The sequence below is a fragment of the Streptantibioticus parmotrematis genome (genome assembly GCF_019890615.1).
Lineage (GTDB): Bacteria > Actinomycetota > Actinomycetes > Streptomycetales > Streptomycetaceae > Streptantibioticus_D > Streptantibioticus_D parmotrematis.
The window spans coordinates 37,261-57,972 of the sequence record NZ_JAINVZ010000010.1 but is presented as its reverse complement, the minus strand read 5'-3'; the positions used below and the strand labels follow the sequence as shown (position 1 = coordinate 57,972).

At 71.6% G+C, this 20,712-nt stretch carries 22 protein-coding genes and 1 pseudogene; 12 read left to right on the top strand and 11 right to left on the bottom strand.

Annotated features, from left to right (window positions below; translation table 11 throughout):
* The first annotated feature begins 121 nt into the window (after nucleotides 1–121).
* From K7472_RS16330 to K7472_RS16305, 7 genes are all read left to right on the top strand, one after another.
* Nucleotides 122–1,150 carry a ketoacyl-ACP synthase III family protein gene (locus K7472_RS16330; RefSeq protein WP_222978633.1) on the top strand — a complete coding sequence of 343 codons (1,029 nt, stop codon included), beginning with the start codon at nucleotides 122–124 and terminating at the stop codon, nucleotides 1,148–1,150.
* The gene (locus tag K7472_RS16325; RefSeq protein WP_222978631.1) at nucleotides 1,144–2,682 is read left to right on the top strand and encodes a class I adenylate-forming enzyme family protein; all 1,539 of its coding nucleotides are present in this window, start codon (nucleotides 1,144–1,146) and stop codon (nucleotides 2,680–2,682) included. The genes K7472_RS16330 and K7472_RS16325 overlap by 7 nt, the downstream gene beginning before the upstream one ends.
* 47 nt (nucleotides 2,683–2,729) lie before the next feature.
* A complete protein-coding gene (locus tag K7472_RS16320) occupies nucleotides 2,730–3,008 on the top strand; it encodes a phosphopantetheine-binding protein (protein WP_222978629.1) in 279 nt (92 codons plus the stop codon).
* Between the two features lie 41 nt (nucleotides 3,009–3,049).
* Nucleotides 3,050–3,172, top strand: a complete 123-nt coding sequence (locus tag K7472_RS33245) for a hypothetical protein (RefSeq protein WP_289679015.1) — start codon at nucleotides 3,050–3,052, stop codon at nucleotides 3,170–3,172.
* 248 nt (nucleotides 3,173–3,420) lie between these two features.
* A complete protein-coding gene (locus K7472_RS16315; RefSeq protein ID WP_222978628.1) occupies nucleotides 3,421–4,608 on the top strand; it encodes a nucleotide disphospho-sugar-binding domain-containing protein in 1,188 nt (395 codons plus the stop codon).
* A gap of 103 nt (nucleotides 4,609–4,711) precedes the next feature.
* Nucleotides 4,712–6,265, top strand: coding sequence for an MFS transporter (locus K7472_RS16310; protein ID WP_222978626.1), 1,554 nt, complete (start codon nucleotides 4,712–4,714; stop codon nucleotides 6,263–6,265).
* 167 nt (nucleotides 6,266–6,432) lie between these two features.
* Nucleotides 6,433–7,599: a nucleotide disphospho-sugar-binding domain-containing protein gene (locus K7472_RS16305; protein ID WP_222978620.1), complete on the top strand. Its 1,167-nt coding sequence runs from the start codon at nucleotides 6,433–6,435 to the stop codon at nucleotides 7,597–7,599.
* A 56-nt stretch (nucleotides 7,600–7,655) separates the two neighbouring features.
* Here the strand turns inward: K7472_RS16305 and K7472_RS16300 are convergent, their stop codons facing one another.
* Entirely contained in the window at nucleotides 7,656–8,168 is a 513-nt protein-coding gene (locus K7472_RS16300) for a MarR family winged helix-turn-helix transcriptional regulator (RefSeq protein WP_308013939.1), read from the bottom strand.
* A gap of 120 nt (nucleotides 8,169–8,288) precedes the next feature.
* Between K7472_RS16300 and K7472_RS16295 the strand changes: the two genes are divergently transcribed.
* The 3 genes and pseudogenes from K7472_RS16295 (at nucleotide 8,289) to K7472_RS16285 (ending at nucleotide 10,216) form a co-directional block, all read left to right on the top strand.
* Complete coding sequence (locus K7472_RS16295) at nucleotides 8,289–9,095, top strand: oxidoreductase (RefSeq protein WP_222978619.1); 807 nt, start codon at nucleotides 8,289–8,291, stop codon at nucleotides 9,093–9,095.
* Nucleotides 9,096–9,289: 194 nt separating this feature from the next.
* A pseudogene (locus K7472_RS16290) lies at nucleotides 9,290–9,736 on the top strand (DinB family protein); the annotation flags it as partial.
* A gap of 117 nt (nucleotides 9,737–9,853) precedes the next feature.
* Nucleotides 9,854–10,216, top strand: coding sequence for a hypothetical protein (locus K7472_RS16285; RefSeq protein WP_222978617.1), 363 nt, complete (start codon nucleotides 9,854–9,856; stop codon nucleotides 10,214–10,216).
* Between the two features lie 211 nt (nucleotides 10,217–10,427).
* Here the strand turns inward: K7472_RS16285 and K7472_RS16280 are convergent, their stop codons facing one another.
* Nucleotides 10,428–10,847 carry an NUDIX hydrolase gene (locus tag K7472_RS16280; RefSeq protein ID WP_222978613.1) on the bottom strand — a complete coding sequence of 140 codons (420 nt, stop codon included), beginning with the start codon at nucleotides 10,845–10,847 and terminating at the stop codon, nucleotides 10,428–10,430.
* A 270-nt stretch (nucleotides 10,848–11,117) separates the two neighbouring features.
* Between K7472_RS16280 and K7472_RS16275 the strand changes: the two genes are divergently transcribed.
* Complete coding sequence (locus K7472_RS16275; RefSeq protein WP_222978876.1) at nucleotides 11,118–11,948, top strand: helix-turn-helix domain-containing protein; 831 nt, start codon at nucleotides 11,118–11,120, stop codon at nucleotides 11,946–11,948.
* Entirely contained in the window at nucleotides 11,945–12,169 is a 225-nt protein-coding gene (locus K7472_RS16270; RefSeq protein WP_222978612.1) for a DUF397 domain-containing protein, read from the top strand. Before K7472_RS16275 ends, K7472_RS16270 begins: the two co-directional genes overlap by 4 nt.
* Before the next feature lie 267 nt (nucleotides 12,170–12,436).
* Here the strand turns inward: K7472_RS16270 and K7472_RS16265 are convergent, their stop codons facing one another.
* The 9 genes from K7472_RS16265 to K7472_RS16225 all read right to left on the bottom strand — a co-directional run bounded on the left by K7472_RS16265 (nucleotide 12,437) and on the right by K7472_RS16225 (nucleotide 20,710).
* A complete protein-coding gene (locus K7472_RS16265; RefSeq protein WP_222978611.1) occupies nucleotides 12,437–12,667 on the bottom strand; it encodes a hypothetical protein in 231 nt (76 codons plus the stop codon).
* 136 nt (nucleotides 12,668–12,803) lie between these two features.
* Nucleotides 12,804–13,097, bottom strand: a complete 294-nt coding sequence (locus tag K7472_RS16260) for a DUF1330 domain-containing protein (protein WP_222978610.1) — start codon at nucleotides 13,095–13,097, stop codon at nucleotides 12,804–12,806.
* A gap of 33 nt (nucleotides 13,098–13,130) precedes the next feature.
* Nucleotides 13,131–14,564 (bottom strand): MFS transporter, encoded by a 1,434-nt coding sequence (locus K7472_RS16255; RefSeq protein WP_222978609.1) that lies wholly within the window; start codon nucleotides 14,562–14,564, stop codon nucleotides 13,131–13,133.
* Nucleotides 14,561–14,923 (bottom strand): MarR family winged helix-turn-helix transcriptional regulator, encoded by a 363-nt coding sequence (locus K7472_RS16250; RefSeq protein WP_222978874.1) that lies wholly within the window; start codon nucleotides 14,921–14,923, stop codon nucleotides 14,561–14,563. Before K7472_RS16250 ends, K7472_RS16255 begins: the two co-directional genes overlap by 4 nt.
* Before the next feature lie 238 nt (nucleotides 14,924–15,161).
* Entirely contained in the window at nucleotides 15,162–15,866 is a 705-nt protein-coding gene (locus K7472_RS16245; RefSeq protein WP_222978608.1) for an SDR family oxidoreductase, read from the bottom strand.
* 407 nt (nucleotides 15,867–16,273) lie between these two features.
* Entirely contained in the window at nucleotides 16,274–17,524 is a 1,251-nt protein-coding gene (locus K7472_RS16240) for an FAD-dependent monooxygenase (RefSeq protein WP_222978607.1), read from the bottom strand.
* 21 nt (nucleotides 17,525–17,545) lie between these two features.
* The gene (locus K7472_RS16235) at nucleotides 17,546–18,163 is read right to left on the bottom strand and encodes an antibiotic biosynthesis monooxygenase family protein (protein ID WP_222978606.1); all 618 of its coding nucleotides are present in this window, start codon (nucleotides 18,161–18,163) and stop codon (nucleotides 17,546–17,548) included.
* Entirely contained in the window at nucleotides 18,160–19,758 is a 1,599-nt protein-coding gene (locus K7472_RS16230) for a class I adenylate-forming enzyme family protein (protein ID WP_308013938.1), read from the bottom strand. The genes K7472_RS16235 and K7472_RS16230 overlap by 4 nt, the downstream gene beginning before the upstream one ends.
* A complete protein-coding gene (locus K7472_RS16225) occupies nucleotides 19,751–20,710 on the bottom strand; it encodes an aromatase/cyclase (RefSeq protein WP_222978605.1) in 960 nt (319 codons plus the stop codon). The genes K7472_RS16230 and K7472_RS16225 overlap by 8 nt, the downstream gene beginning before the upstream one ends.
* Nucleotides 20,711–20,712 lie beyond the last annotated feature (2 nt).

Genomic DNA, 20,712 nt, shown 5'->3' with positions numbered 1-20,712 from the left:
ACGCCCGCTGGACCGGTGGTCAGGCGGGCGCGGCCCGGGCTGTAGCCGGGCTCCAGGACCGCTCCAGGTGCGGCCGTCACGATCGGCTCACCGGCCCACGGGCCCTAACGGGAGGAGAGTCATGCGCTGGGACGACATCCACGTCGCCGCGGTGGGCACCTGGCTGCCGGAGCCGGTCTCCGCTGCCGATGCCGTGCGCGAGGGCAAGTACACGGCCGAGCGGTACGAGACCTTCGGTTACCAGTCGGTGCTCCAGGCGGAAGATGTCGCGCCGCCGGACATGGCCGTGTACGCCGCCGAGTCGGCGCTCAAGCGCTCCGGCGTGGCACCCGAGGAGTTCAGTCTGCTGATCCACGGCAGCCTGTGGTTCCAGGGCCTCGACATCTACCCGACCGCCTCCTACGTGGCCGCCCGCACGGTGGGCCGCTCGGTGGCCGCGCTCGACGTCCAGCAGCGCTGCAACGTCGGCGTCAGCGGCGTCGAACTGGCCGCCGCCCACCTGAAGTCGGGCCTGCGCGGCGGCAGCGCGGTCATGCTGACCACGGCCGACCGCTGGGCCGCTCCGGGCGTCAACCGCTGGGAGCTGCACGACATCAGCACCTACGGGGACGGCGGCACCGCCGTGGTGGTCTCCAGCCAGGGCGGCTTCGCCCGGCTGCTGTCCACCGCGACCGTCGCCGACAACTCCCTTGAGGGGCTGGCCCGTGGCGACCAGCCGTTCCTGTCCGCTTCGCCGGCCGCCGCCGAGGGTATCGACCTGACGAGGCGCAGCCACGAGTACATGGAGGCGGGCGACGAGAAGGAGATCGTGCTGCGCATCGCCCGGGTCATGCTCCAGGCGAAGAAGGAGGCGCTGGCCGACGCCGGGATCGGGACCGCGGACCTGGCCCGCGTCGTCACGCCCAACACCGGCCGCCGCAAGGGCGACCACCAGGTGCACCATCTGATCGGTGTCACCGAGGAGCAGACCACCTGGGACTACGGCCGCACCACCGGCCACATCGGGGCAGGCGACTGGGCGGCGGGCCTGGCCCACTTGATCGACACCCGCGCCGTCGAGCCGGGCGACAAGGTGATGCTCTTCGGCGGTGGCGCCGGGTACACCTGCACCGTCGCCGTTCTGGAGATCAACGAGGTGCCCCAATGGTGACCGCGATCGAGACCCCGACCCCCTCCGGCAGCGACGCCGCCGACGTCACGGTCGGCGACCTGCTCGCCGCCGCCGTCGCCGCCCGCCCGGACTCCCCCGCCGTCAGCGACCGCGCCGGCACCTGGACGTACGCCGAACTCGACGCGTACTCCCGGGCGTTCGCCGCCTGGCTGGACGCGCGCGGCGTGCGGCGCGGGGAACGCGTGCTGGCCCGGGTCGGCAACACCCGGCAGTTCGTGGCGATGCTCTTCGGCACGCTGCGGCACGGCGCCGTCTTCGTGCCGGTCAACCCGGCCATGAAGTCCTTCCACCTGAAGTCGGTGACCGCCGACAGCGACCCGGTGCTCGTCATCGGCCAGGGCGAGGACACCGCGCTGCTCGCCGGGCTCACCGACCGCCCGGTGCGTGAACTGGGCGCGCTGTGGGCGGAGGTCGAGGCGCTGCTCGGCACCGGGCGGGACGCGGCCGGGCCCGTCGTCAGCCCCGACGACCTCGGTCTGCTGATCTACACCTCCGGCTCCACCTCGGCGCCGAAGGCCGTGGTCAGCCCGCACCGCCCGATCGTCTTCGCGGCCCGCGCCATCCAGGCGGTGCTGGGCTACCGCCCGGACGACGTGGTGCTGGTCGCCATCCCGCTCTCCTTCGACTACGGGCTCTACCAGGTCTTCCTGTCGGTGATCGCCGGCGCCCAGGTGGTGCTGACCGAGCCGGACCGCCACCTGCGGCTGCTGAGCACCCTGCACGACCACGGTGTGACGATCGTGCCGGTGGTGCCGTCGCTCGCCGAGATGCTGCTGCGGCTCGCGGGCCGCGACAAGCGCACGGCCGCGGTAAGGCTGTTCACCAACACCGGTGCCGCGCTGACCGCGCCGGTCATCGAGGCGCTGCGGCGCACCTTCCCGGCGGCCCAGGTCTCCCCGATGTTCGGCACCACCGAGTGCAAGCGCATCACCGTGCTGACCCCGGACGGCGACCTGGCCAAGCCCGGCTCGGTCGGCCCGGCGCTGCCCGGCACCGAGGTGATGATCCTGGACGAGGACGGGCGCGCCCTGCCGCCCGGCGAGATCGGCGAGATCGCGGTGCGCGGACCGCACGTCATGGCGGGCTACTGGCGGGCGCCGGAGATCACCGCGCAGCGCTTCCGGCCCGACCCGGTCACCGGCGAGGTGACCCTGCACACCGGTGACTACGGGCACATGGACACCGACGGCCACGTGTACTTCCAGGGCCGGCGCGACGACCTGTTCAAGCGGCGCGGGGTGCGGATGAGCTCCCTGGAGATCGAGAGCGCCGCGCTGGACATCGAGGGCGTCGAGGCGGCCGCCGCGATACCGCCGGGCGACGGGTTCGACCTGACGCTCTTCGCGGTGACCTCGCTGGATCCGAACGAGGTGGTCGAACGCCTCAAGGACCGCCTGGAGGACGCGAAGGTGCCGGCCGAGTGCCGGGTGCTGGACGCCCTCCCGCTGACCCCCAACGGCAAGACCGACCGGCGGGCCCTGCGCGGCCGGCTGACCGACGAGGCCGCCTGACCAGGGCGTCCGTGACCCCATTCGCCACCATCGCTAGGAGAAACCCCATGGCACACGAGTGGGACGAGCGGTTCGCGAGCCTGCTGACCGCGGTCCTTCCGCCGTCCGCCCGCGACGCCGGGCTCACCCCCGACCTGGACCTGAAGAAGGCGGGACTCGACTCCCTCGCCACCATCGAGCTGCTGGTCTCGCTGGAGGACGAGTACGGGGTGGAGTTCCCCGAGGAGGTGCTGACCGGCGCGACCTTCGCGACGCCCGCCGCCCTGTGGCGGGTGCTGAGCGCGCAGGGCGCCGGCCGGGCCGAGGCCGGCCCGCTGGCCGCCTGACCTCCTCGCAGCTCCGTCAACTTCCTTACCAAAAGCAGCAGTTGGCCGACCACCACCGCACCGACAGGAGTCATCCCATGAACGTCACCCACATCATCATCGCCCTCGTGGCCGTCGCGATCATCGCCGGCGTGCTGAAGGTCGTGAAGCGCGGCAAGGGCTGATCCGGCCCGCCCCTCGGCCGGACACCACGGGCGGGGTCCACGCGAAAGGCGTGGGCCCCGCCTTCCGCGTGCGGGGCCTCGCGAGGGCGTACGGGGACGGCCTGTCGGCCTACGGGCGTGCGCGGGCGCGCTCCAGGCAGGTGCGAGGCGCGCTCTACGAGGACCCGTCACCCTCATGGTCCGAGACCCACGACCCCGGGGCCGGCCCGACTGCCGTTCCCGTCCCCGACAGTCTCGAGGAGCATCGGATGCGCGTACTGATGACGACGACGCCGGTGGCGACCCACATGGTCCCCATGGTGCCGCTGGCCTGGGCGCTGCGGGCCGCCGGGCACGAGGTGCTGGTGGTCGGGCAGCCGGACGTGGAGGCGACGGCACGCGCCGCCGGCCTCGGCACCGCGATCGTCGGCCCCTGGTTCCACACCAACGACCACCTGCTGCCCTATCTGCCGCCCGGCAGACGCCCGTTGGAGCTGCTCGGCCGTCCCAAGGAGCAGGACCTCGCGATGGGCTGCAAGGTCTTCGCCGGGCACGCCCGCTACATGGTCCCGCGCTACCTGGAGATCGCCCGGCAGTGGCGGCCCGACCTGGTGATCGGCGAGGAGCTGGAGTTCGCCGGGCTGGTCGTCGCGGGCGCGCTGGGCGTTCCCGCGGTACGGCACCGGTGGGGCGTCGACCCGTTGTCGCACACCGTGCGTACCGCGGCCGAGTTCATGCTCGGCGGCCTCGCGCGACGCAACGGCATGGACGGCGTGCCGCGGCCCGACCTGATCCTCGACCCGTGCCCGCCGTCCGTCCAGCACGAGGCCGCCGAGCCCGGCTCGCCGATCCGCTTCGTGCCGTTCAACGGGGGCGGCACCCGGCCGGAGTGGGCGGCGCGCAAGGAGACCGCGCGCCGGGTGTGCGTGACGCTGGGCGGCCAGACGCTGGTGCTCGGCGGCATGACGCTGGTGCGGCACCTGCTGGAGGCGGTGGACGGTATCGAGGACACCGAGGTCGTCTTCACCGTGGACGCCGCGCACCAGGGCGAGTTGGGGGCGGTGCCGCGCAACGTCCGCGTCGTCGAGCCGACTCCGCTCACCCTCTTCCTCGACTCCTGTGACGCGGTGGTCCACCACGGCGGCTGCGGCACGGCGATGACGGCGACCGCGTTCGGGCTGCCGCAGCTCGTACTGCCGCAGATCATGGACCAGTTCGCGTTCGCCGACGGGATGTCCGCGGTGGGCGCCGGGCTCGGCCTGGACACCGCGGCCGCGCAGGACGACCCCGCGGTCGTGCGGGCGGCCGTCGAACGCCTGCTGGGCGAGCCCGGCTTCGCCGCCTCGGCCCGCGAACTGGGCGACACCATGGCCGCCATGCCGACCCCCGCCGAGGTGGTCGCCGACCTGGAGCGGCTGGTGGGCGCGCGTGCCGCCCTCACCGACGTCGCCGCCTGACGGGACGCCGGCGCCGCCACGCCGGTCCCGTCCCCCGCACCCGGCCACGTCCCCGGCCGCGTTGCGCACCACGCACCGACCCCACCCACGGAGGACCGCCAGCATGAGCGACGGCAGCAAGCAGGTCGCCGCGGCAGACGATGCCGCACCCGCCCATGGGATGACCGAATCACAGATCCAGATCTTCTCGCTCGGGGCGCTCGCGGCCATGCTGCTGTCGCTCCTGGACGAGAACATCGTCTCCACCGCCGCCTGGCCGATCGCCAAGGACCTCGACCCGGCGCACGGCCTGAGCAGGCTGCCGTGGCTGATCGCCGCGTACGTGCTGTCGGCGACCGCCACCCAGCCGTTGTACGGCAAGCTCAGCGACATGTTCGGGCCGAAGAAGGTCTACCTGTTCGCCATCACCGCCTTCCTCGGCGGCAGCGCCCTGTGCGGATTCGCCCAGAACATGGGCGAGTTGATCGCCTTCCGCGCGGTGCAGGGCCTCGGCGGCGGCGGGCTGATGAGCCTGACGCTGATCATCCTGGCCACGCTGATGCCGCCGCGCGAACGGGCCGGCGGCTCCGGCATGGGCGGCGGGGTGGTCGCCCTCGGCATCGTGGTGGGCCCGCTGCTCGGCGGGTTCCTGTGCCAGCACCTGTCGTGGCGCTGGATCTTCTACGTCAACCTGCCGCTGGGCATCCTGACCATCGCCATCACCCTCGCCACCCTGCACATCCCGGCCCGCCGCACCGAGCACCGCGTCGACCTGCTGGGCGCGGCGCTGGTCACCGCGGGCGCCACCGGGCTGCTGCTGGTGGCCCGTTGGGGCGGCACCACGTACGGCTGGTCCTCACCGCAGCTGATCGGCTACGCGGCGGCGAGCGTCGCCCTGCTGGTCGTCTTCGGCTGGTGGGAGACCCGGGTCGCCGAGCCGATCCTGCCGCTGTCGCTGTTCCGCCAGCCGGTCTTCCGGATCGGCGCGCCGCTCCAGTTCATCGGCGGTTTCGCGGTGCTGGCGGTGCCGGTCTACGTGGTCACCTACCTCCAGATCACCCGCGGCGTCACCGCGGAGGGCGCGGGCGTGCGGCTGGTGCCGATGGCGGCCGGTGTCATCGCGGTGATGTTCACCTCCGGCAAGATCATCACGCGGCTCGAACGCTTCAAGCCGGTGCTGCTGGTCAACAGCGTGGTGGCGGTCGTCGCCCTGGCGCTGTTCGGCACGATCAACGCGCACACCTCGACGCTGGAGGTGAGCGGGCTGCTGGTGCTGCTGGGCTTCGGGCTCGGCGGCGTGGTGCAGGTGGTGCTCCAGACCGTGCAGGCGGCGGCGGAGCCGGAGCGGCTGGGCGTCACCACGTCGGGCACCCGGTTCTTCATGACGCTGGGCAGCGCGTTCGGCACGACCGTGCTGGGCGAGATCCTCAACCACCGCCTGGCCCACCTGCTGCCCGGCGGCATGACCGGTGCCCCGCACGCCAAGGTGGCCCCCGCGTACGCCTCCGCGACGTCGCTGACGTTCCTGGTGGCGGCCGGGCTGATGGTGGTGGCGCTGGGGCTGGCGTTCCTCATCCCCGACGTACGGCTCGACCCCATCGAGGAGGAGGAGCAGGCGCCGCAGCAGTCGGCCGCGCCGCTGGCGTCCACCGAGACGGAGGCGATCCAGGCGGCCTGATCCCGTCGTCGAAGGCGCCCCGCACCCAGGAAGCACACCGGGGCGGGGCGCCTTCGCCGTGGGGAGCCCCGTAATCGAACGTGAGCAACCGTGAACTTCCGCTCGGGCAACCGTGAACTTCCGCTCGGGCAACCGTGAAACCCCCGCATCCCCCGAGGGAGATCCCGATGCGCGTCCTGATGTTCAACACCCCCGTCTCCACCCACTTCACCCCGCAGGTACCGCTGGCCTGGGCGTTGCGGGCGGCCGGGCACGAGGTGCTGGCCGCCGTCCAGCCCGACGTCGTGCCGACCGTCGAGTCCGCGGGCCTGAACGCCGTCGCCCTGGGCGACCCGTACCGCGCCGGCGACATGCTCACCGGCGGCATGACGGGCACCACGAAGCGCATGATCGAGGTGCGCGGGCGGACCAAGCCGGAGGAGATGGCGAGCGGTGCCAGAGCGTGGGTGGTGCACGCCAAGTACCTGCTGCCGGAGTACCTGGACTTCGCGCGGGCCTACCGGCCCGACCTGATCCTGTCCGACATGCTGGAGTTCACCTCGTTGATCGTGGGCGGGGTGCTGGGCGTGCCGGTGGTGCACCACCGCTGGGGCCTGGACCCGATATCCACCCCGGCCCGGCCGCACGCCCGGTTGGGCCTGAAGGGCACGTGCGAGCGGTTGGGCCTGCCCGGGCTGCCCGACCCGACGGTGCTGCTGGACCCGGTGCCGGAGGAGTTGCGGGTGGCCGACGCGACGCCGGGCGTCCCGATCCGCTATGTGCCGTTCAACGGGCCCGGGTTGATGCCGGAGTGGCTGCGGCTGGAGAAGCCGGAGGGCCGCCGGGTGGTGGTGTCGCTGGGCTCGCGGGCGATCCTGCTGAACGGCCCGCGGCACATCGCCACGGTGCTGTCGGCGTTCGAGGGCATGGACGACGTGGAGGTGCTGGCGACGGTGCCGTCGGCGGACCACGGGGCGTTGGAGGGCCTGCCGGAGAACGTGCGGCTGATCGACCCGGTGCCGCTGCACCTGCTCCTCCCGACGTGCGACGCGATCGTGCACCACGGCGGCGCGGGCACGGCGATGACGTCGACCGCGGCCGGGGTGCCGCAGCTGGCGCTGCCCGAGCTGCTCGACATGTTCACCACGGGCGACCGCCTGGCGGCGGCCGGGGCGGGCATCACGCTGGACACCGCGGAGGCTCAGGCGGACGTCCCGCTGCTGCGCGACGCGATCCGCGCACTGCTGACGGAGCCGTCCTACGCGACCGCGGCCCAGTCCCTGCGCCGCTCGATGGCGTCGATGCCGTCCCCGGCGCGAGTGGTCCAGGACTTGGAGAAGCTGGTGGAGTCCTGAGCCGACGTTCCACAACGGGGGCCCCTGCGCGTGCGCGGGGCCCCCGTCGCGTTGGCCTACGACGTCTTCCTGTCGAGGGAGGTCGGGGTACCGCAGTGCTCGTCGCCGCCGGTCAGATCGTCGCGCACCAGGACGAGGAGCCGCGTCAGCCGCGAGCGCTGGCTGTCGCTCAGCGAGCGGAAGAGGCCGTCCTCCACCTCCCGTTGCGCGGTCGCGGCGTCCGAGAGCCGGCGCTCCCCCGCCTCCGTCAGCACGACCAGGTGGCGGCGCCGGTCGCGGGGGTCGCGCGTGCGCGTCACCAGCCCCTCGGTCTCCAGGGGGTTGAGCTGGGTGACGAGCACGCTGGCCGCGGTGTCCGTCTCCGCGGCAAGGTCGGTCTGCGCCAACGGGCCGCGATCGTGGAGCAGTCCGAGGATGTGGAACTGCCGCGGTGTGAGGCCGTTGGCGGTGTGCGCGTCCCTCAGGCGGCGCATGGCCTCGTGCCCCAGGAGGGCGAGCATGAGGCCGGGGCTGTCGCGGTGCTCGTCGAGCAGCGCCGGGCCGGAGGGGGTCGAGGTAGCCGAGGTCACCCGTTAACTTTACCTCACGAGATCGTGTAGCTTGCTAAACGAATTAAGCATGTGAATGATTGAGGGAAGCGCGCTTCCGCCTCCGCACCGTCACCCGTCACCCGTCACCTGAGGAACGCCATGCCCTCCACCCGTCCGCCCCTGCTCCCCGATCCCACCGCCGACCTGGGTCTGCGCGGCGCACGTGCCGTCGTCACCGGAGGAACCCGCGGCATCGGCGCCGCCACCGTGCGCCGTCTGGCCGCGGCCGGCGCGCGCGTGGTGGCCGTGGCCCGCAACCCGGCCGACGTTCCGCCCGGGGTACACCTGGTGACCGCGGATCTGACCACACCCGTCGGGGTGGAGCGGGCGGCAGCCTCGGCACTCGACCTCCTGGGCGGCGTCGACGCGCTCGTCGACAACGCCGGACGCAACGCCCAGGTGCCCGACGGCGTCCTCGCCGCGACCGACGAGGACTGGCAGACCAACCTCGAAACCAACCTGCTGTCCGTCGTCCGCCTCGACCGCGCCCTCGTCCCGCACATGACCGCCCAGGGCCACGGGGCGGTCGTCCACGTCTCGTCGAACGCCGCCCGCTACCCCCAGCCCAACGGTGTCCCGTACGCCGCCGCCAAGGCCGCCCTCAACGCCTACAGCAAGAGCCTCGCCCTCGCCTGCGGCCCACACGGCGTACGCGTCACCGCGGTCATGCCCGGAGTCATCGAGACCGAGGCCGTCGAAGCGCACCTGCGGCAGACGGCGGAACGCGACGACCGCGACCTGGACACCGTCCGCGAGGAGTTCCACCGGCGCCTGGCAGCCCCCCTGGGCCGCCCCGGACGCCCCGAAGAAGCCGCAGAACTGATCGCCTTCCTCGCCTCCCCCCGCGCCTCCTACCTCACCGGCACCACCATCTCGCTCGACGGAGGCATCCTCCCGACGCTCTGACGAGCCATCAGGGTGTGCGCGTGGCACCAATGGTGCGCGTCCTCGGATGCCGGTTCGTCACGACGGACCTGGGCCTGCGCTCCGACGGCGTCTGGCGGGCGGGGTGGAGGTCGGGGGCGGCCAGGTCAGCGAACTGGCCGCCACAGCGGGCTGGGCCTTGAGGCCGCTGGCCGCCCATGACAGGCTCGCCGCCCGTGATCGATGATGTCGCGAAAGAGCATCTGCACCGGACGCTGCGAGAGATGCGTGGCGCGATGCTCTGGAAACTCGACGGCCTGAGCGAGTACGACGTCCGCCGCCCCCTGACGCCGACCGGCACCAACCTTCTCGGCTTGGTCAAGCACCTGTCGATCTGGGGGTCCAGGTACTTCGGCGAGGTCTTCGATCGCCCGTTCCCTGAACCTCTTCCACGGTGGAACGACGCCGGGGAACCCGGCTCCGACCTGTGGGCGACCGAGCACGAGACACGCGAACAGATCATCAGCCTCTACCGTCGCGTAGGAGAGCACGCGGACACGACGATCAGCGCTCTCGCGATCGATTCCCCCGGATATGTTCCCTGGTGGCCACGCCCCGACGTGAAGCTGTTCGCCGTCCTGGTCCACATGCTCACCGAGACCAGCCGGCACGCGGGCCACGCCGGCTGACGCCGCGGCACCCCTTCGGCTTGGCACACGGGCGACTTGCCTCGGTTCCCACCCCGTGGCGCCGCAACTCGATACCTTTGTAGGGCAGTTAGTTGATGGGGGGACTCTCACATGAAGCATGGGGATGCGGACTACCTTGCCGCCCGGGATGCCACGGTGGAGATTCTGAGGGGGTGGGCCCGAGAGGGCCGGACCGGCACCTATAAGACGTTGAGCGAAACCCTGGCACCGGAACACCGGGTGCACTACCACGGCTTGATGATGTCGCTTCTGCTGGCGGACGTCTGCCGCCAGGACAGCACCGGAGCCGCTCCAATGCTTTCGGCGCTGGTGGTCAACGGCGCCAGCCGGAAGCCCTCAGGCCAGTTCTTCGAGCTGGCCGTCACCGAGTTCCACCGACGCGACCCGGACTGGACCTGGGAGCGAGAGCGGGACGCGGTATTCGAGCGATACAGCCGCCCGGCCTCGCTGTGAGTCCTGCCCGCGGATAGCCGCCCCGCACGTCATACGCGCCACCGAGGCGCAGGTCGCGAAGTCCACCTGCCATGGGGAGTGTGTTTCAGCTCGCGCGGGGTGGCGCGTACATTCACACGCACCGACCGCTCCGTCGCCTGGCGGATGGACCACGCGGTACGACAGCATCGGATTGTCCGCGCGGGACAGCCTGGCCGTGTTCAGGCAGGGTTCAGCCGCGGGCGAGCAGGAGGGCCAGCGGACCGGCGGTAAGCAAGAAGCGGCCCCTTCGGGCCGCGTCGACCGCGTCGTCCAGCGGCCACCACGACAGCCTGAAGTCCTGCTCGATGGGAGTGAGTTCCTGCGGTCCGAGCGTGAGGTCACGCGCCTCGTAGAGATGCACGCGGGCCGGTGAGGCGAGGGTGATGGCGTAGGAGCCGAGAGGCCGCCACGAAGCCGCGGTCACGCCGGCCTCCTCGCGCAGCTCGCGGGCGGCACACTGCGGCGGGGTCTCGCCGTCCTCCATCCGCCCGCCCGGCAGGAACAGGTACTCGCCGCCGTGCGCGGGGAAGTGCGCGCTGAGCACGGCGACGAGTCCTTGACGGTCCTGGGCGACGATGACGCAAGCGTCACGGGTGGGCGGCGTCGTCATGCCCGGGAGCGTAGCGCCGCCAGCGCAGCATCATGGCGAACGGGACGGTTGTGACGGCAGGGTGGATGATTCCGCGGCCGTGGTAGCCGTCCTCGCCGGTGACGCCTCCCACGCACACGCCAGTCCGGCCGCCTCTGCACACTCCGTCGCACGAGTCACGTGGGCACGCGCATTCCATCACTCTTCGTATTCACATCGTCGCTTTGTGAAGCTAGGCTCTCCAAGCGAACGATGCCCCAAACGGGTTCGGGAGACGAGGAGTTACCCACCATGGCCCAGCGTCCGCGCGAGCTGACCCCGTTCGTGTCCGCACGTCACCTCTTCGGGGCGGAGTTACGCCGCCACCGCGAAGGGGCGGGCCTGAGCCTCGAACGCCTCGCGGCGATCGTCAAGTACAGCCGGAGCCATCTGTCCCGCGTCGAGATCGCGGAGGTGATGCCGCCGCCTGATCTGGCGGAGCTGCTCGACGCGGCGTTCGGCACGGACGGCATCTTCGGCAAGGTGTACGAGCTCGCGAAGCGCGAGGTCCACCCGGACCGGTACCGGCGTCACATGGAACTGGAGGCACGGGCGCGGGTCATCGAGGAATACGCGGGCCAGGTGATTCCGGGACTTGTGCAGACGGAAGACTACGCACGAGCGCTGTTTCGTGGAGGCAACCCCGGCGCCTCCGACGAGAAGATCGAGGAGTTGGTCAACGCCCGGCTGAGCCGTCAGGAGTTGCTGCGGGGCAAGTCCTCGCCATACCTGTCACTCGTCCTCGACGAAGCGTCCCTGCGGCGTCAGATCGGTGACAACGAGGTCATGCGCGCGCAGTTGACCGCCCTGATCCCCATGGTCGACACACCGGCCGGTGTCGTACAGGTCCTGCCGTTCAGTCACGGCGCGCACGCGCTGACGGGCGGCTCGATGAGGTTCCTCACGCTCGCCGACCGGAGCGTCGTCGCATGGGACGAGAGCATCGACAGCGGCATCCTGCTGGAGGATCCGGAAGTAGTCACGGCCTACCAACGCGCATACGATCTGCTGAAGGCGTACGCCCTGTCGCCGAGCAGAACGGCGGCGTTCATCACATCCGTCCTGGAGGCGCTTCCCTCATGAGCAACACCCCGGACCTCACCCGGGCCGTCTGGGTCAAGTCCACGTACAGCAACGCCAACGGCGGGAACTGCGTCGAGTGGGCCCCCGCTCACGCCGTCTCCGGTGTCGTTCCCGTGCGTGACAGCAAGGATCCTCACGGGCCCGCGCTGCTCTTCGCCCCGCGGGCGTGGAGCGCGTTCATCGGCGCGGTGAAGTCCGGGGAACTCCCGGCCCTCGGCTGACCGGCTCGCTGTCAGGCGAGGACGCGCGGGGCCCGAGGGACCTCCCTCCTGGTCCGTCGACCCACGCGGCGGCCGTCAGACGGGCTGCCCCATGGGCCTGACGGTGACAGTGTTGACGTCGACGCCGTTCGGCCGGCTCATCGCCCACACGATGGACTCCGCCAACTGATCGGCCGTCAGCAACATGCCCTCCGGGACGCCGCCGCCCACCACGTCCCAGAACGGCGATCCTGCTCAACCCGGGCCGCTTCCTCCGTGGTCGGTTCGTCAGGCGAACGCCATCTCCGGCAGATCCCAGCCGGGGCCGTCCTCGGAACGCCACCAGCCGCGCTGGCGTTCGGCAGTGACGGTGATCCCGCATTCGTCACGTTCCGGCGCGGTGGGGAACAGGGCGTGGAGTTCCTCGATCGTGTCCCACAGGCGTCGCGGGCCGATGTGATGGACGGTTCCGGTGTCGTCGGCGGTGGCCGTCGAGCCGTCCGGGGTCCAGAAGCCCACGGCGCGGACGGCGCCGTCGGCCTCCGCATCGGGCCACGTGCAGGAGGTGCAATAAACAGCAGGAGGACGCCTCCACGGGCGTCCTCCCCATGCACCGGACCTGAGAGGGTTCAGTGAAGATCCGACCGGACCTCGGTCAGTCGATGCCTTCGACGATGCGGAAGTCCCGCTCGACGCCGTCGGAGAGGGCGACCAGCGCCTCCTGGTAGGCCGCACTTTCGCGCGCCGCGACAGCCTGCTCGAAGCTGTCGAACTCGACCAGGACCGTGCGCTCGGCGATTCCGGCGTCATGCGCCACAACCCGACCGCCACGGACGATGGTCCGGCCGCCCCCGGCCTTGACGGCCGGACCAGCCAGCTTGTTGTAAGCAGCCAGCTTCTCAGGGTCTGAAATGGTGCGGTAGACGCTGACCCAGTAGCCCTTGGGCATGAAACCTCCAGTGTCGGGATGAGTGCATCTGACTTACGGGTTGGTCTCGGACGAGCGTCGGCGGGCGAGAGCGAGGCTTGTCAGCGTCGTGATCGCCATGGCGCCGATGCCGACCAGCGCCGCGGTGGTGTAGGCGCTGTCGTCGGGGAAGAGGCGGCCGGGGCCGGTGCCCGCGGCGAGGATCAGGCCGCCGATGGCGCTGCCCAGGGAGTACCCGACGCTGCGGACGACGTAGTTGAAGCTCATGGCGCTCGACGTCTCGCTCTTGGGGGTGACGGCCAGGATGACGCCGGGCATCGCGGCCGAGAAGCCGCCGACGCCGAAGCCGAGCACGCCCATCGCCGCGAACAGGTCGGCCAGGTCCGACCGGGCCGCCGCGAACAGGGCGAACCCGGCGCCGACCACGACGGCGCTGCCGGCCAGGAGCAGGGGGTCGGCGATCCGCGTCCGGACCCGCGGCGTGAGCTTGCCGGCGACGAACCCCAGCACCGAGAACGGGATGAGGACCAGCCCGGCGACGAAGGTCGTCAGCCCGAAGCCGTAGCCTGCGCCGTGCGGCGTCTGCGCGTACCGGGTGATGAGCGTGAGCAGGAGGTACATGCCGATCCCGCCGACGAACATGGCGAGGTTCGCCCCGGCGACCGCGGGGTGCCGCACCGCCCGCACATCGACCAGGGGCGTCGTGCTGCGCAGCTCGATGACGGCCCAGACGCAGAGCAGCACCACCGTGGCGACGGCGAGGCCCGTCGCCACGGCGAGGTGCCGGCTCCACAGATTCCGTTCGCCGGCGAGGAACAGCACCAGGAGCAGCGCGGCAGCCAGGACGACCGCGCCTGCCACGTCCACGTGGGCGGAGCGGCCTTCGGGGGCTTTGGGCATGGAGCGCCACGCGGTCAGGAGGGCGGCGGCGGTGACGACCAGGCCAAGGCCGTAGGCGGCCCGTACCCCGCCAAACTCGGCGAGCAGTGCGGCCAGCGGGTAGCCGACGCCGGCCCCGATGATCGAGACCACCGAGATCAGGGCGATCACGGCCGTGCTGCGCTCCTCGGGGAGGTGGTCCCGGGCCACGCCCATCATCAGCGCCGTCAGCCCGAGCCCGACGCCCTGGGCCGCCCTGCCGGCCAGCAGCCACGCGAACGGCAGCGGCAGCACGGTGAGCGCGCTGCCGGCGACGACGACCGCCAGCGTGGCGAGGATCGTGGCCCGCCGGTGCGGGCCGGCTCCCAGCCGACCCAGGACCGGCGTGGCGACGGCGCCACTGAGCAGCGCGGCGGTCAGCGTCCACTGCGCGCTGCCGAGCGAGACGTGGAACGAGGTCGCCACGCTGGTGATGAGCGGCGTCCCGAGGCTGGCGACCGCCGCCACGACCAGAGCGATGAACATCAGGGCGGGGACCAGTAGCCGCGCCTCGGAACGCGCCACCGGGAACGCCTGCGCCGCGACCCCGCCGACCGGGTGCCCTGTCACTGCTTCGGCCTTTCGCGGTCCTGGCTTTCGAGCTCTGCCAGATGCTTCAGCGCCGGAAGGGCCGCCACCAGCGCCTCGATCTCGTCGCCGGTGAGCTCGCCGATCAACCGTTCGAACGCGTGGACGCCCGCTTGGCGCCGCGTCCGGACATAGGAGGCGCCGGCCTCGGTCAGGCACACCAGCGTGACCCGCTTGTCGGACGCGTCGCCCCGGCGCTCGACCAGGCCGGACTCCTCCATCACCCGGACCAGGGCGGTCATCGCGGGCTGGGTGACACCCTCGACCGCGGCCAGATCGGTGATGCGCCGCGGGCCGGTCCGGTCCAGGGTGGCCAGGGTGGCGGCGGACGTCAGGCTCATGTCCCTGGGCAGGCGTCTCGCGGCCCTGGTGGCCAGGCCGTAGAGGGCTGCCCCGATGGCGGCGGCCGCGCCAGGAGCGGTGTCGTGACGACTCATGCTCGAAGCATAGCGTTTTTATATTCATAGTTTATGTAAATGGTCGACTGTCGCCGGCTCCACAGCCTGCGCGCGGGGCCCGGGGTACTGATCCCAGGCCCCTCCTGGTCCGTTCCTGGTCCGTCGACCCACGCGGCGGCCGTCAGACGGGCTGCCCCATGGGCCTGACGGTGACAGTGTTGACGTCGACGCCGTTCGGTCGGCTCATCGCCCACACGATGGACTCCGCCAACTGATCGGCCGTCAGCAGCATGCCTTCCGGGACGCCGCCGCCCGCCACGTCCCAGAACGGCGTTTCGACCCGGCCGGGGGCGATCAGGGTCACCCCGACGCCGTCAGCGGTCACCAGGCGCCGGGTGTTCTCGGCGAGTCCGGTCAGTGCCCACTTGGTCGCGCCGTAGAGGTTCCCGGGGGTGTGCACGAGTCCGGCCACGCTGCCGACCAGGACGATCCGGCCATGGGTCTTCTTCAGTTCCTCCAACGCGGCCCTGATCAGCAGGGCCGGGCCGAGCACGTTGGTGAGCACCATCTCGCGCCAGCCCGCCGGGTCACCGTCGGCGATGGTGCCGGGCGTGGCGAATCCCGCGTTGGCGACGATCGCGTCCAGGCGGCCGAACGCGGTGACGGCGGCCCGCACTGCGCCGCTGACGACCTCGAAGTCCGCTGTGTCGCCCGCGAACGTCAACAAGCCTTCCGGAGAACCCAGTTCACCGGCGAGGCGCTTGAGCCGTTGCTCGTCTCGACCGGTGATGACGACGCGGTGCCCCTGCTCCAGCAGGAGCCGGGCGGTGGCTGCTCCGATACCGCTGCCGCCTCCGGTGATCAGGGTGACGGGAGAACTCCCCATGGCGATGTCCTTCCGGGTGGGCTTGTCGGCGCGGACCGGGCGAACAGTGCTGCGGTATGACCTCCGCCGCAGGTCCGTGCGACAGAGCCCATCACTTCGAGCGCGCTCGATGTCAACCGGTCCCTGGGCTCCACCACCACGCAGCCGCCTCTCCGATCGCCGCCTCGCCGTGCGCTGCTGCCGCCTTCGACGTTTGCGGCGCTCAGTCGGTCTGACGCGATCCGGTGGCATGGGCAGCGAGAATCGTCTGCTCCTCCGCCGCGGTAGCGGCGGAACCGTCGTGCGCGGACGGCGAACCGATCGCGCGTGCCGCGAAGGCACTCCGGGCAAAACAGCTAGGACGGCCGGGAGTTGGTCTCCCGGCCGCCCTCACCGCTCAAGCCCTCACCGCTCAAACCCTCAACGCCTCAGTCCACGAACAACTCCCCCGCGATCGCGATCGTCGGGTTGCCGTAGGCGATCTTGCGGAGGATCTTGCCGTAGGCGGGGGTGTGTTTGAGGATCGCGGCCAGCTTCGGGCGGACTCTCGTCGCGAAGGCGCCGTGCGCCAGCATGGCCTTGCTCTGCATGCGCTGGGTGCGCATGACCGTCGCGATGTCGGCCGCCCTGCGCTCCTCGAACGCGCCCAGCACCGCGGCGCTCGCGTCGCCCCGGCGCAACGAGTCCACCAGGATCGGGTGGAGCAGGACCGCGTCCTGGATGGCCAGGTTGATGCCCTGCGCGCCGATCGGGCTGTGGGTGTGCGCCGCGTCGCCGATCAGGACGAGGCCGTCCACCGCCCAGGTGTCGGCGCGGCCGGAGAAGACGTCGAGGAGGGTGAGGTCCTTCAGGGAGGTGATCTGTTCGCGGATCAGATCGGCGTAGGGCGGGACCGCCTTCGCCAGTTCTTCCTTGGTGTGCTCCAGGCCCTTCGCCACGACCTCCTGGTAGCCGCCGTGCGGCAGCGTCCAGCCGATCTGGACCTTGTCCGGCCACGAGTCGTACGCGAGCACCGGGGCGCCCTCGGCCCGGAAGACCCGTACGTCGCGTTCGCGGTCCGAACCGCCGGACGGGACGGTGAGCTTGAACCACAGGACGTCCAGGTCGAAGACGTCCGAGCGGCCCGCCTCGATCCCGGCCAGCCTGCGGACCTTGGAGAAGCGGCCGTCCGCGGCCACCACGCAGTGCGCGGAGACGGTCAGCTTGCCGGACGGGCCGTCGGCGGTGACTCCGGTGATCCGGCCGTCGGCGTCCTTGACCAGGCCGCCCGCCCGCCTGCCGTCCAGGTAGCTGAATCCCTCGAACTTGCCGCAGTGCAGGAGGAGTTCGTCCAGTACGTGGGCCTGGGGAATGCTCAGCAGGTGGTCGTAGGGGGTGGGCAGCGAACGGTAGTCGATGTCCAGCAGGGCCCGGTCGCGTTCGACCAGGCGGAACCGCTGGTGCTCGTGGCAGCCGCGGGTCCTGGCTCCGGCCAGCACCCCCAGCTCGTCCAGCAGCCGCATGGCGCCCGGCTGGAGGATCTCGCCGCGGAACTCCCGCTGGTGCGCCCGGGAGCGCTCGACCACCGCGACCCGCACGCCCGACTTCAGCAGCAGCAGTGCCAGCGTCAGCCCGGCCGGGCCGCCGCCCACCACGCAGATGTCGGTGTCGACGGCCTCCGCCGCGTGTCCTTCAGCCATGGTGTCGGTCTCCTTCCGCGGTCAGGCCCGCGCGCCCTCGGGCGTACGGGTGCCGGCCACCGGGGCGGCGGTCACGGTGCGGATCGTGGCGAGCGCGGTCAGCGCCGCGTACTGCGGCAGCGCCTTGGCGGTGGCGAACCCGTCGCGGTCCTCCCAGCGGGTCACCGCGGTGTACTTGCCGGGCGTGAACAGCGACTTGGCGAGGTCGGCCCAGGCGAATCCGGCGGCGCGCGCGGCGGCCTGCGCGTAGGCGGCGTAGGCGGCCTCGAACTCCTCCTGGTCGCCCTTGGCCTCGATGAACTCCAGCGCCACCAGCGGCGCGTCGCCCGCGCTCGCTTGTCCCTCGACGCTCAGGACGCCCAGCGACGGGTCGGCGACCACGTCGACCAGCTCGTGGAACTCCTTGGCGTGCGCCTGGAAGGTGTCGCTGGCCATGACCGCCTGGAACGACTCCGGCTTGTCCCACCAGCCGAAGTTGACGTACGTGGCCGGCTCGTCGTCCTGGCGGACCGCCTGGTGGGCCTGGAAGCCCTCGCGCTCGCGCATCCACTGCACGTGGGTGCCGAAGCGGTTCTCGAACGCGGCCGCCTCGTCGGGGTTCTTGAGGGTGAAGACGTTGACCACGGTGAAGTACGTCATGCTGATGCCCTTTCAGGAACGGCGGGGAGGGACTGCCATGCGCCACGCTCGACGAGCTGGTCGCGCAGCATGCGGCGCTGGATCTTTCCGTTGCCCGAGCGCGGGATCGTCCCGACCGTCTCGGCGTAGCGGACCTGCTGGTAGTACGGGAGCCGGGAGTTGACCTCTTCGAGGACGCCTTCCAGCGAGGCCCCGGCGCGCAGCACCAGCAGCGCGCCCGCGACCGCGGTGCTGAACGGGTCGGGCAGGTCGAAGACGACGGCCTCGCGCACGGCGGCGTGGCCGAGCAGCGCGCTCTCCACCTCCGAGGGCGCGACGAGGAAGTTGTCGCACTTGAAGACGTCCTTGAGGCGGTCGACGAGGAACAGCCGCCCGTCGGCGTCCACCCGGCCCGCGTCCCCGGTGGAGAACCAGCCGTCCGGCTCCAGGCCGGTGCCGTCCGGGCCGCCGAGGTAGCCCAGCATGACCTGCGGGCCGCGCAGCTGGATCTCGCCGACCGCGTCGGGCTCGGTGAGCACGGCGCGGGTGTCGATGTCCACGACCCGGCACTCGGTGCCCGCGACCGGGGTGCCGACCGAGCCGTGCACCGGGTGGTCGGGGTCGTCGCTGTGGGTCAGCGGCGCGGTCTCGGCGAGGCCGTAGCCCTGGAAGACCGGGATGCCGAACCGCTGCGTCAGGCGGCGCGCGGCGGCCACCGGCAGGCCGGAGCCGCCGGAGGCGATCCGCTTCACGGTGGTCAGCCGCAGCCCTTCCAGCGAAGGGTCGGCGGCCAGCCGCGCGAGGCGTACCGGCAGGCTGTAGAAGTGCGTGGCGCCGTAGCGGTTGGCGGCGGCCACCGCCTCGGCCGGGTCGGGCCCGGCGAACAGTACCTGCGTCGCACCCGCCCGGAACGCCGAGTTGAGGTGCATCGGGTGGTAGGTCGGCAGGTGGTTGACGGCCACCGCGTCGCCGTCCAGCTTGTGGGCGGCGGCGATCTGGGCCGCGTTGACGGTCACGTTGCGGTGGCTGAGCCGTACGGCCTTGGGCAGGCCGGTGGTGCCGCTGGTGAACTGGATGACGGCCACGTCGTCCGGCGCGGCCGGAACCGGCGCGAAGTCCGTCGCGGCTCCCGCGGCGAGTGTGTCCATGGTCGGCTCCTGCCCCGTCGCGGGGCCGATGAGCACGATGTGTCGAAGCGAGGGCAGCCGGTCGCGTACGGCGGCGAGCCGCTCGTACACCGTGGCGTCCACGAACGCCGCCTGCGCGCCGCTGAGGGTGAGCACGTGCAGCAGGGCCTCTTCGCGCATCAGCGGGTTGACGACGGCGGCGACGTGACCGGCGCGCGCGGCCGCGTAGTAGGCGACGGCGAAGTCGGGGTGCAGTACGGAGGCGGTGGCGACGACCGCGCCGGGTTCGGGCAGCAGCTCGCGCAGCGCCGAGGCGACCGCGGTGACCTTGCGGTCCAGCGCCGCGAAGCCGATGCCGCGGCCTTCGGCGATGACGGCGGTGCGGCCCGGGTGGGCGGCGGCCGCCTCGCTCAGCAACGCGTCCACGCGCACCGGGACCGGCGGCAGTCCCGCCAGGTCCCGGGCGCGGCCGTCCGTCGGCTCAGCCACGGCGGCCCTCCGCGTACGCCTTGGAGTGCTGGAGGGTGACACCGGAGTTGGTGGACAGCGCCTTGTGCACGTACTCGCGCGCGTCGGCGGCGGTCTTGCCCTCGCCGAGGATGCGCTCGATGGTGTCGGTGCGCAGGGTGACGGTGTGCGTGGAGGAGACGTCGACACCGGTGCCGCTGGGGGTGATCAGCCACTCGCCGGTGTGCGCGGTCATCAGCAGCGGCACGGTGGTCTGCTTGTAGACGATGCGGCCGGGGGCGAAGCACACGCGCACCGACTCGGTGGTGTGCACGGAGCCGTCCTTGGTGCTGGTGTCCATCCGCATGACCTGGAGGCCCGGGGTGTCCTCGGTCAGGTCGAGCTTGGCGACGTGCGGCAGGCGCTCGGGCCACAGGTCGGAGCGGTTGAGGAAGTCGAAGACGTCCGCGCCGTCGCCCTCGACGTGCACGGTGTCGGTGAAGCTGAACACCAACTCACCGAGTTGGTCGGCGAGTTCGGCGACCTCCTTGATGCCGGAGAGTTCCTTGCCGCTGTTCTCGTCGAGCGCCTTGTTGATCCACTCGACGTTGGCCGGGTCGTCGTCGATGGCCTGGAAGTCGTGCTTGAGCTGAAGGCGGCTGGTGTCCTCGCCGGTGGCGGTGACGATCCACTCGCCGCCCATCGCGGCCACCGGCGGGGTGGACACGTCCTGCCGGAAGGTCACCCGCAGCGTCTCGGGGTCGAGGGTGCGCACCGACGACCAGGTCTTGACCTCGCCGTTGGCGGTGGCCCAGATGCGGATGCGCTCCAGGCCCGCCTCCTCCTCCAGGCGCTCGACGTGGACGTTGGGCTTGAAGTGCTGCGGCCAGGTCTCGACGTCGGCGATGATCCCGTAGACCACCCGGGCCGGGGCCGCCACGTCGATCGCATGGGTGGTCTCGTGCGTCGTCAGCCGCTGTTCAGTGACGGTCATGG

Coding starts and splice junctions, on each gene's coding strand:
- K7472_RS16330 (WP_222978633.1), top strand. CDS start 122: ATGCGCTGGGACGACATCCACGTCGCCGCGGTGGGCACCTGGCTGCCG.
- K7472_RS16325 (WP_222978631.1), top strand. CDS start 1,144: ATGGTGACCGCGATCGAGACCCCGACCCCCTCCGGCAGCGACGCCGCC.
- K7472_RS16320 (WP_222978629.1), top strand. CDS start 2,730: ATGGCACACGAGTGGGACGAGCGGTTCGCGAGCCTGCTGACCGCGGTC.
- K7472_RS16315 (WP_222978628.1), top strand. CDS start 3,421: ATGCGCGTACTGATGACGACGACGCCGGTGGCGACCCACATGGTCCCC.
- K7472_RS16310 (WP_222978626.1), top strand. CDS start 4,712: ATGAGCGACGGCAGCAAGCAGGTCGCCGCGGCAGACGATGCCGCACCC.
- K7472_RS16305 (WP_222978620.1), top strand. CDS start 6,433: ATGCGCGTCCTGATGTTCAACACCCCCGTCTCCACCCACTTCACCCCG.
- K7472_RS16295 (WP_222978619.1), top strand. CDS start 8,289: ATGCCCTCCACCCGTCCGCCCCTGCTCCCCGATCCCACCGCCGACCTG.
- K7472_RS16285 (WP_222978617.1), top strand. CDS start 9,854: ATGAAGCATGGGGATGCGGACTACCTTGCCGCCCGGGATGCCACGGTG.
- K7472_RS16280 (WP_222978613.1), bottom strand. CDS start 10,847: ATGACGACGCCGCCCACCCGTGACGCTTGCGTCATCGTCGCCCAGGAC.
- K7472_RS16275 (WP_222978876.1), top strand. CDS start 11,118: ATGGCCCAGCGTCCGCGCGAGCTGACCCCGTTCGTGTCCGCACGTCAC.
- K7472_RS16270 (WP_222978612.1), top strand. CDS start 11,945: ATGAGCAACACCCCGGACCTCACCCGGGCCGTCTGGGTCAAGTCCACG.
- K7472_RS16260 (WP_222978610.1), bottom strand. CDS start 13,097: ATGCCCAAGGGCTACTGGGTCAGCGTCTACCGCACCATTTCAGACCCT.
- K7472_RS16250 (WP_222978874.1), bottom strand. CDS start 14,923: ATGAGCCTGACGTCCGCCGCCACCCTGGCCACCCTGGACCGGACCGGC.
- K7472_RS16245 (WP_222978608.1), bottom strand. CDS start 15,866: ATGGGGAGTTCTCCCGTCACCCTGATCACCGGAGGCGGCAGCGGTATC.
- K7472_RS16240 (WP_222978607.1), bottom strand. CDS start 17,524: ATGGCTGAAGGACACGCGGCGGAGGCCGTCGACACCGACATCTGCGTG.
- K7472_RS16235 (WP_222978606.1), bottom strand. CDS start 18,163: ATGACGTACTTCACCGTGGTCAACGTCTTCACCCTCAAGAACCCCGAC.
- K7472_RS16225 (WP_222978605.1), bottom strand. CDS start 20,710: ATGACCGTCACTGAACAGCGGCTGACGACGCACGAGACCACCCATGCG.